The organism is Kitasatospora sp. NPDC056184 (assembly GCF_042268405.1).
Taxonomy (GTDB): Bacteria; Actinomycetota; Actinomycetes; order Streptomycetales; family Streptomycetaceae; genus Kitasatospora.
Genome location: NZ_JBHJUI010000013.1, coordinates 1 through 10,725 on the forward strand (window position 1 = coordinate 1; position 10,725 = coordinate 10,725).

Annotated in this window: 1 protein-coding gene; it reads right to left on the reverse strand. The window is 75.8% G+C overall.

Annotated elements, in window-relative coordinates:
- Nucleotides 1-10,725, reverse strand: a 10,725-nt coding sequence (locus tag ACFC0B_RS24860) for an amino acid adenylation domain-containing protein (RefSeq protein WP_376089748.1), incomplete at its 3' end; no start/stop codon positions are given.

Consider the following 10,725-nt stretch of genomic DNA (forward strand, 5'->3'; position numbering starts at 1 on the left):
CACCACCTGCTCCAACAGACCCCCGAACCAGAACGCGAACCGCTCCACCGTCGACCGGTCGAACAAGTCCTCCGCGAACTCCAACGCACCGACCAGCCCCGACGGCCGACCATCGGCGGCACGCTGCTCGGAGAGGTTGAAGGTGAGGTCGAACTTGGCGCCGCCGGCCGGGGCGGGCAGCGGCCGGGCGGTCAGCCCGCCCAGCGGGACGGTGGCACCCTCGCCGACCGGGGTGTTGTCCCACATCAGCATGGTCTGGAAGAGCGGGTGGCGGGCCGTGGAACGGGCGGGGTTCACGGCCTCGACGATCCGCTCGAAGGGCACGTCCTGGTGCGCGAACGCCGCCAGGTCCCACTCCCGCACCCGCTCCAGCAACTCCACGAAACTCGGATCACCCGACACGTCCGTCCGCAGCACCAGCGTGTTCACGAAGAACCCCACCAGCCCGTCCAACGCGTCATCGGTACGACCCGCCACCGGCGAACCGACCGGGATGTCGTCACCGCCGCCGATCCGGTGCAGCAACGCCGCCACCGCCGCCTGCACCACCATGAACACACTCACCCGGCTGCGCGCCGCCAGCTCCACCAGCCCCGCGTGCACCTCACCCGACACCTCCAACGGCACCCGGCCGCCACGGTACGAGGGCACCACCGGACGCGAACGGTCCCACGGCAGCGACAGCTCCTCCGGCACACCCGCCAGGGCCGACCGCCAGAAACCCACCTGCCGCCCCAACTCCGAACCCTCACCCTCCGCCAGCAGCTCCCGCTGCCAGAGCGCGAAATCCGCGTACTGCACCGGCAGCGCCTCCCACCGCGGCGCCGCGCCGCCCACCCGGGCACCGAACGCCACCGCCACGTCCCGCACCAGCACCGGAACGGACCAGCCGTCACCGGCGATGTGGTGCAGCACGACGAGCAGCGCGTGCTCGTCCGCGCCCAGTCGGAAGAGGGTCGCCCGCAGCGGGACCTCCTCGGCGAGGTCGAAGCCGTGGGCCGTCGCCGCCGCGATCCGCTCGGTCAGCTCCTCGGGGGCGCAGGGCACCACGTCGAGCTCGGGCCGGGGGTCGTCCAGGACGACCTGGTAGGCGCCCTCGGCGTCCTCGGCGAAGACGGTGCGCAGGCTCTCGTGCCGCGCCACCACGTCGGCCAGCGCCGCCCGCAGCGCGGCCACGTCCAGCGCGCCGGTGATCCGCAGGGCGCTGGCGAGGTTGTAGGTGGCGCTCGGCCCCTCCATCCGGTGCAGGAACCAGAGCCGCTGCTGGGCGAAGGAGAGCGGCAGCCGCTCGGGCCGGGGCATCGGCCGGACGGCCCCGCGGGCGCCGGCCGCCCGTCCCAGCACGGCGGCGAGCCCGGCGACGGTCGGGGTCTCGAAGAGCTGGCGGACCCCGATCTCCACGCCGAGGGTCGAGCGGATCCGGCCGGCCAGCCGGGTGGCGAGCAGCGAGTGCCCGCCGACCGCGAAGAAGTCGTCGTCGATGCCGACGGCCGGCAGCCGCAGCACCTCCGCGAACAGCCCGCAGAGGATCTCCTCCTGCGGCGAGCGCGCGGCCCGTCCGGCGGGCACCGTCCGGGCGGCGGGCTCGGGCAGGGCGCGCCGGTCCAGCTTGCCGTTGGCGGTCAGCGGCAGGGCGTCCAGTGGCACCAGGGCGGACGGCACCATGTAGTCGGGCAGTTCGGCCGCCAGGGCGGCGCGCAGCGCCTCCGGGTCGGCGGTCCCGCCGGGCGCCGGGACGACGTAGCCGACCAGCCGCTTGTCCCCCGGCTCGTCCTCGCGGACCACCACGGCGCTGCGCTGAACCCCGGGGACGCGCGCGAGCGCCGCCTCGACCTCGCCCAGCTCGATCCGGAAGCCGCGCAGCTTGACCTGGTCGTCGGAGCGCCCGACGTAGACCAGTTCACCCTGTTCGGTGCGCCGGACCAGGTCGCCGGTGCGGTACATCCGCCCGCCGGGGGCGCCGAACGGGTCGGCGACGAAGCGCTCCGCGGTGAGCTCGGGACGGCCGAGGTAGCCGCGGGCCAGGCCGGCGCCGGTCAGGTGGAGCTCGCCGGTCACGCCGGTCGGGACCGGGAGCAGACCGGCGTCCAGGACGTAGCCGGCGGTGTTGCTGATCGGGCGTCCGATCGGCGGGGTCGGCGGCCAGTCGGCCGGGTCGGCGGGCAGCTCGTGGCCGGTCACCACATGGGTCTCGGCCGGGCCGTAGTGGTTGTGCAGCCTGGTCCCGGTGGCGGCGTGGTGGGCGCGCACCGCCGCGCCGAGCGTGAGCGCCTCGCCGGCCTGCACGATGTGGCGCAGCGCGGACAGGTCGACGCCGTCCTCGCGGGCGGCCTCCAGCACGCCGTCGACGACCAGGTTCGGCGCGTACAGCTCGCCGACGCCCTCGTCCCGCAGCCAGCGGGCGAGTTCGCGCGGGTCGCGGCGGACCTCCTCGGGGCAGACGGCGAGCGTCCTGCCGCCGAGCAGCGCGGCGAGCATCTCCTGCACGGAGACGTCGAAGCCGACCGCGGTGAACTGCGCGACCACCGTGCCGACCGGCCCGGGCACCGCCTGCTCGTGCCAGGAGAGCAGGTTGGCCAGGGTCCGGCCGGGCAGCACGATGCCCTTGGGCCGGCCGGTGGAGCCGGAGCTGTAGATGACGTACGCCGGGTGGCCGGGCAGGATCCGGGGCCGGGGTGCGGCGGGCGCCGGCGGGCGCTCCCGGTCGAGCAGCAGGGTCCGCGCCCCGGTCGCCGGCAGCCCGGCCAGCAGCTCGCCGGTGGTCACCAGGACCTCCGGCGCGGTGTCGCCCAGCATGAAGGCGAGCCGCTCCGCCGGGTAGTACGGGTCGAGCGGGACGTAGGCCGCGCCGGTGCGCAGCACGGCGATCAGGGTGACCACCAGGTCGACCCCGCGCGGCAGGGAGACCGCGACGAACCGCTCCGGGGCGGCGCCCAGCGCGGCCAGTTCGCCGGCCAGGGCGGTGGCGGCCGCGTCCAGCTCGCGGTAGCTCAGCCGGCGCCCGGCCTCGGCGACCGCGACGGCCTCCGGGGTGGCGGCGGCCTGCGCGGCGAAGCGCTCGGCGAGCGGGCGCGGGTCGAGCGCGACCGCCGGGCCGGTGAGTTCGGCCGACAGCCGGGTCCGCTCGGCCTCGTCGAGCAGGTCGATCCGGTGCACCGGCCGGTCGGCGTCGGCGACGACGGCGCGCAGCACCCGGACCAGGGAGTCGGCGAGCCGCTGTGCGGTGGCCCGTTCGAACAGATCGGTGCTGTACTCCAGCCGGACGGCGAGCCCGGCCGGGGCGCCGCGCTCGGCCCGCAGGTCGGCGAAGGCGAGCAGCAGGTCGAAGGTGGCCACCCCGGTGGAGACGTCCGCGACGCCGAGCTCCAGGTCGGGCAGCTGTACGGCGCTCTGCCCGGCGGCCTCCAGGTGGCCGGCGTTGTTCCAGGTGACCATGGTCTGGAAGAGCGGGTGGCGGGCCGGGACCCGCTCCGGGTTGAGCTCCTCGACCAGCCGCTCGAACGGGACGTCCTGGTGGGCGTAGGCGCCGAGGGCGGTCTCCCGGGCGCGGGCCACGACCTCGGCGAAGGAGGGGTCGCCGGAGAGGTCGGTGCGCAGCACCAGGGTGTTGACGAAGAAGCCGATCAGGCCTTCCAGGGCCTCGTTGGTCCGGCCGGCGCTGGGCGTACCGAGCGGCACGTCCTCGCCGGCGCCGAGCCGGGAGAGGGTCACCGCGAGGGCGGCCTGCACCACCATGAAGAGGCTGGCGCGGTGCTGCTGCGCGAGCGCGTCCAGCGCGCCGTGCAGGTCCGCGGGGATCGCGAAGCGCAGCTCGTCGCCGCGGTGGCTCGGCACGGCCGGGCGGGGGCGGTCGGCGGGCAGCGCGAGCTCCCCGGGCAGGTCGGCCAGCGCGGCGCGCCAGTGGTCGAGCTGGCGGGCGAGTTCGCTGGACGGGTCCTCCGGGGAGCCGAGCACCTCCTGCTGCCAGAGCGTGTAGTCGGCGTACTGGACGGCGAGCGGCTGCCAGGCCGGGGCGGTGCCGGTGCTGCGGGCCGCGTAGGCGGCGGCGAGGTCCTTGACCAGCAGCGGCATCGACCAGCCGCCGTCGCCCGCGATGTGGTGCATCACCAGCAGCAGCGCGTGCTCGCGCGGCGAGCGGGCGAACAGGTGGGCCCGCAGCGGGATCTCCCGCGCGAGGTCGAAGCCGGCGCGGGCCGCTTCGGCGAGCCGGGCGTCCGCCTCCTCGCCGGCCGCCTCCTCGACGGTCAGCACCGGGGCGAGCGGGGGCAGGATCCGCTGGTACGGGCCCTCGGCGTCCTCGGCGAAGACGGTGCGCAGGGTCTCGTGCCGCTCCACGACGTCGGCCAGCGCGGCCCGCAGGGCGTCGAGGTCCAGCGCGCCGGTGAGCCGCAGGGCGACCGGCACGTTGTAGGTGGCGCTGTCCCGGCCCTCGAACTGGTTGAGGAACCAGAGCCGCTGCTGGGCGAAGGAGGCGGGCAGCCGCTCCGGCCGGGTTCCGGCGGCCAGCGGGGCGCGCTTGGCGCCGCTCGCGTCCAGGTGGGCCGCCAGGGCGGCGACCGTCGGCGACTCGAACAGCCGGCCGATCGGCAGCTCGACGTCCAGGACCGAGCGGATCCGGCTGACCAGGCGCATCGCGGCGAGCGAGTGCCCGCCGCTGACGAAGAAGTCGTCGTCGATGAAGATCTGCGGCCGGTCGAGGATCTCCGCGAACAGCCCGCAGAGGATCTCCTCCTGCGGCGAGCGCGGCAGCCGTCCGCCGGACTCCCGCTGCTCGGGAGGCTCCGGCAGGGCCTTGCGGTCGAGCTTGCCGTTGGGCGTGAGCGGCAGGGCGTCCAGCGCGACGAACACCGAGGGCACCATGTAGTCCGGCAGGGCCGCCGCCAGGTGGGCCCGCAGCGCGGCGGCGGTGGCGGTGCCGGTGGTCCAGGCGACCAGGCCAGGCTCACCGGAGGCGCCGGTGCGCACCCCGGCCGCGGCGGCGCCGACCTGCGGGTGGGTGGCGAGCACCGACTCGATCTCGCCGATCTCGATCCGGAAGCCGCGCAGCTTGACCTGGTGGTCGCTGCGCCCGACGAACGACAGCTCACCGTCGGCGCTCCACCGGGCGAGGTCGCCGGTGCGGTACATCAGGGTGCCCCGCGGCCCGTACGGGTCGGCGACGAAGCGCTCCGCGGTCGGCGCGGGCCGGGCCAGGTAGCCGCGGGCCAGGCCGTCACCGGCCAGGTAGAGGTCGCCCGCGACGCCGGCCGGCACCGGGCGCAGCGCGGTGTCCAGGACGTAGGCCCGGGTGTTGTCGATCGGCCGGCCGATGCGCGGGGCGCCCGGGCCGACGGGGGCCGCGGTGGACCAGACGGTGGTCTCGGTCGGGCCGTAGACGTTGAGCACGGAGGACGCGCCGGCCGCGAGGGCGGTGGCGAGGGCGGGCGGCAGCGCCTCGCCGCCGACCAGGACCCGCAGCCCGGCCAGGACCGCCGGGTCGTGGCCGACGACCGCCTGCCAGAGGGTGGGGGTGGCCTGCATGACGGTGACGGACCGTCCGGTGAGGGCGGCGCGCAGCGCCTCGGGGTCGCGGACGGTGTCCCGGGAGGCGAGGACCACCGTGGCGCCGGCGGCCAGCGGCAGGTAGAGCTCCAGGCCGGCGATGTCGAAGCCGACCGTGGTGACCGCGAGCAGCCGGTCGCCGGGGGCCAGCGGGCAGCGCGCGGCCATGGCGATCAGGAAGTTGTCCAGGGCGGAGCGGCGGACGACGACGCCCTTGGGGGCGCCGGTCGAGCCGGAGGTGTAGAGGACGTACGCGGGGGTGGCGCCCGGAACGCGCTCGGCCGGGTCGCCGTCCGGCAGGCCGTCCAGGTCCGTGCGGTCGACCAGGACGGTCGCCGGGCCGTCGGCGGACGGCTCCGGCCGCAGCCCGTCGGTGGTGACCAGGACGGCGGGGGCCGCCTCGGCGAGCATCCGGGCGAGCCGGTCGGCGGGGAACTCCGGGTCGAGCGGCAGGTAGGCCGCGCCGGACTTCAGCACCGCGAGCAGGGTGACCAGCAGGTCCGCGCCGCGCGGCAGCAGCACGGCCACGAAGCGCTCGGGGGCGGCGCCACGGGAGCGCAGCAGCGCGGCGAGCGCGTTGGCCCGCGAGTTGAGCTCGGCGTAGCTCAGGGTGGTGTCGTCGGTCTCCAGGGCGGGCGCCTCGGGCCGGTCGACGGCCTGCTGCTCGAAGCGGTCCAGGAACCAGCGGTCCCGGGCCGGGCGGGAGGTGGCGTTCCACTCGTCGAGGACGGTGGCGTGCTCGCCGTCGAGCAGCACGTCGACGGCGCCGACCGCGCGACCGGGTTCGGCGACCAGGCGGCCGAGGACCGCGACGAAGCGCTCCACCAGGCGCTCGGCGGTCCCCGGGTCGAAGAGGTCGGTCGCGTATTCGAGGATGCCGGACATGCCGCCGGCGGTGCCGTCCTCCGCGGAGCGCTCGCGCAGGTTGAAGGCGAGGTCGAACTTGGCCGCGCCGCTGCCCACGCCGCGGGTGCCGACGGTGAGCCCGCGCAGCCGGTCGACGGCCTCCTCGGCGCCGTCGGCGCTGTTGTTGTTGAACGCCAGCAGGGTCTGGAACAGCGGCGAACGGGCCAGCGAGCGGGCCGGGTTGAGCACCTCGACCAGGCGCTCGAAGGGCAGGTCCTGGTGGGCGTAGGCGGCGAGGTCGGCCTCCCGGACGCGCTGCAGCAGCTCGGTGAAGGTCGGGTCGCCGGACAGGTCGGTGCGCAGCACCAGGGTGTTGATGAAGCCGCCGACCAGGTCGTCCAGGGCCTCGTCGAGGCGCCCCGCGATCGGGGTGCCGAGCGGGATGTCCTCGCCCGCGCCGAGCCGGGAGAGGGTCACCGCGAGGGCGGCCTGCACCACCATGAAGACGGTCACGTTGGCGCCGCGGGCGAGGTCCGCGACCGCCGCGTGCAGGTCGGCCGGGATCTCCAGGCCGGTGTTCGCGCCCCGGTAGGAGGCCACCGCCGGACGCGGCCGGTCGACCGGGAGGTCGAGCTCCTCGGGCAGGTCGGCGAGCGTTTCGGTCCAGAACGCGAGCTGCCGGGCCGCCAGGGAGTCCGGGTCGTCCTCGGAGCCCAGGACTTCGCGCTGCCAGAGCGCGAAGTCGGCGTACTGGACGGGCAGTTCCTTCCAGGACGGGGCCCGGCCGGCGGCCCGGGCGGTGTAGGCGCGGGTGAGGTCGCGGGTGAGCAGCGGGGTGGACCAGCCGTCGCCCGCGATGTGGTGGAGCACCACGAGCAGTTCGTGGCGGTCCTCGGCCAGCTCGAACAGATGGAGCCGGACGGGAGCTTCGGTGGCGAGGTCGAAGGGGTGGCGGGCCTGCTCGGCGAGTTCGGCGTCCAGCCGCTCCTCGCTGCAGCGGGCCACCATCAGCTCGGGCGCGGTCGCGGCCAGCACCACCTGGTGGGCGCCCTCGTCGTCCTCGGCGACGACCGTGCGCAGGCTCTCGTGGCGGGCGACCACGTCGGCGTACGCGGCGGCCAGCGCCTCCCGGTCGAGCGGGCCGTCCAGCCGCAGCGAGGAGACCAGGTTGTAGACCGGGTTCGGCCCCTCCAGCCGGTGCAGGAACCAGAGCCGCTGCTGGGCGAAGGAGAGCGGGATCCGCTCGGGCCGCTGCCCGGCGCGCAGCGGCGCCCGGCCCGCGCCGGCGGAGTCCAGCACCCGGACCAGGGCGGCCGGGGTCGGGTTCTCGAACAGCCGGCGCACCGCCACCTCGATGCCGAGGGCCGTGCGCAGCCGGCTGACCAGCCGGATGGCGAGCAGCGAGTGCCCGCCGAGCTCGAAGAAGTCGTCGTCCGGGCCGACCGAGGGCCGGCCGAGGACGCCCGCGAACAGCTCGGCGACCAGCTCCTCGCGCGGGTCACGGGGTGCCCGCCGCACGGCGAGGCCGTCCGGGGCCTCGTCCGGGACCGGCAGCGCCTTGCGGTCCACCTTGCCGTTGGGAGTCAGCGGCATCGCGGCGAGGGCGACGGTGGCCGCCGGGACCATGTACTCGGGCAGGGCGGCGGCGAGGTGGGCGCGCAGGCGCTCCCGGTCGACGTCCTCCGGTGTGACGTAGGCGACCAGCCGCTGGTCGCCGGGGCGGTCCTCGCGCAGCACCACCACGGCCCGGGTGACGCCGGGGAAGCGGGCGGCCGCGGACTCGATCTCGCCGGGCTCGATGCGGAAGCCGCGCAGCTTGACCTGGTCGTCGGCCCGCCCGGCGTACTCCAGGTTGCCGTCGGGGCGCCAGCGGGCGAGGTCGCCGGTGCGGTACATCCGCTCGCCGGGGGCGCCGTACGCGTCGGCCAGGAAGCGCTCGGCGGTCAGGCCGGGGCGGTCGGCGTAGCCCCGGGCGAGCACCACGCCGGCCACGTAGAGCTCGCCGGTCACGCCGGGGGCGACCGGGCGCAGCGCGGCGTCCAGGACGTAGGTGCGGGTGTTGGCGAAGGGACGGCCGACCGGCACCGGGCCGTCCGGCAGCTCGGCGCCCGGCTCGACGCGGTACTCCAGGCAGTTGACGGTCGCCTCGGTGGGGCCGTACGCGTTGATCACCAGGGCCCGCGGGTTCGCCCGGCGCCAGGCCCGGACGGCCTCGCCGCGCAGCGCCTCGCCGCCCAGCACGAGCGTGCCGGAGGGCGAGACCTCGTCGGGCAGGGTGTCGAGCAGCTCCAGGTGGCTCGGGGTGCCCTTGAGGAAGGTCGGCCGGGGACCGCCGACCGCGTCGGGCAGTTCGGCCACGTGCACGGTGCCGCCGGAGACCAGCGGGGTGAACAGGCCGGTGACGGTGAGGTCGAAGGCGACCGAGGAGTGCGCGAGGGCGAGCCCGGCCGCGTCCGGGTAGACCGCGCGGCCCCGGCTCAGGTAGGCGCCGACGGAGCGGTGCTCGACCACCACGCCCTTGGGGCGGCCGGTGGAGCCGGAGGTGAAGATGACGTAGGCCGGGTCGTGCGGGTGCGGGGCGGCCGTGAACGAGGGCGCCTCCCCCTCGGTGACGGTCAGCACCTGGTGTCCGGCGAGCGCGGTGCCGGGCTCGGCGAGGACGAGCACGGGGGCGCTGTCGGCGAGCACGGCGGCGATCCGCTCGGCCGGGTGGGCCGGGTCGATCGGCACGTAGGCGGCACCGGACTTGGCGACGCCGAGCAGGGCGACCACCAGGTCCAGCCCGCGCGGCAGGATCACCGCGACGTACCGGCCCGGGCCGGCGCCGCGGGAGAGCAGCTCCCGGGCCAGGAAGCTCGCCCGCGCGTCGAGTTCGCGGTAGCTCAACGATCCGTCGCCGGCCAGCGCCGCGGTGGCCCCGGGGGTGCGCCGGGCCTGCGCGGTGAACAGCTCGGGCAGGCTGGTGCGCTCGATCGCGCCGACCGCGCCCCTCGCCCAGCCGGTCACCCGCTCGCGCTCGGCCGGCAGCAGCAGGTCGATCCGGGCCAGGGGCAGTCCCGGCCGCCGCACCAGGGTGTCGAGTGCGCGCAGGAAGCGCTCGGCGACGGCCTCGACGGCCTCCTGGTCGAACAGCTCGCGCTGGTGGAAGAGCTTGAAGCGCAGCTGCTCCTGCGGCATGCCGACCAGGCTGAGCGGGAAGTGGTTGGCGGAGTGGCTCTCCGCGCCGACCACCTGGACCCGGTCGGTCTCCGGGGTGACCTCGGGCGCCTCGTCGAAGGGGAAGTTCTCGAACACCACCGAGGTGTCGAAGAGCGGTCCGAGCCCGGCGCGGTGCTGCACCTCCAGCAGGCCCACGTGCTGGTGCGCCATCAGTCCGGTCTGGGCGAGGTGCACCCGCTCCAGCAGTTCCCCGGCGGTCTCCTCCGGGCGCAGCCGCACCCGCAGCGGCAGGGTGTTGATGAACAGGCCGACCATCGACTCGATGCCGGGCAGCTCGGCCGGACGCCCGTTGACCGTCACGCCGAACACCACGTCGTCGCGGCCGGTGATCCCCGCCAGCACCAGTGACCAGGCGGCCTGGACCACGGTGTTGACCGTCACCCCGGCCTCCCGGGCGCGCGCGGTGAGCGCCCGGGTCGCCTCCTCGGAGAGCCCGAACTCGTGGCGGCCCGGGTCCTGCGGGACGTGGTCGGCGGCACCGACCCGGGTGGGCGCGGCGAGCCTGTCCAGCATGCCGTCCCAGGCGGTCCGGGTCGCCTCGGCGTCCTGCGCGGCGACCCACTCCAGGTACCTGCGGTACGGCACGACCGGCGGCAGCTGCCCGAGGTCGGCGTCCGAGGTGTAGAGCAGGTGGAACTCCTTGAGCAGGGTCGGCAGCGACCAGCCGTCCAGCACGGTGTGGTGAACGGTCAGCACCAGCCGGTGGTCGAGCGCACCGAGCCGCACCAGGGTGAAGCGGATCAGCGGCGGGCGGCCGATGTCGAAGCGGCGCTCGCGGTCCTCCAGCACCAGCTCGCGGACCCGTCGCCCGGCCTGCTCGGCGTCGAGGCCGGACAGGTCCTCCTCCGTCCACGGCAGGGTGAAGCGGGCCGCGACCACCTGGGCCCACTCGCCGTTCGCGCGCTGGCGGAAGGCGACCCGCAGGCTCGCGTGGCGGGTCAGCAGCGCCTCGGCGGCCCGGCGCGCCCGGGCCGCGTCCAGCGGGCCCGCCAGGTGGAAGGTCGACTGGACGGTGTAGACGTCCGGCGTCGACTCGTCGTAGACGCTGTGGAAGAGCAGGCCGCTCTGAAGCGGGGACAGCGGCAGGATGTCATCGACCGTTCGGGTGGGGCGTGCCAC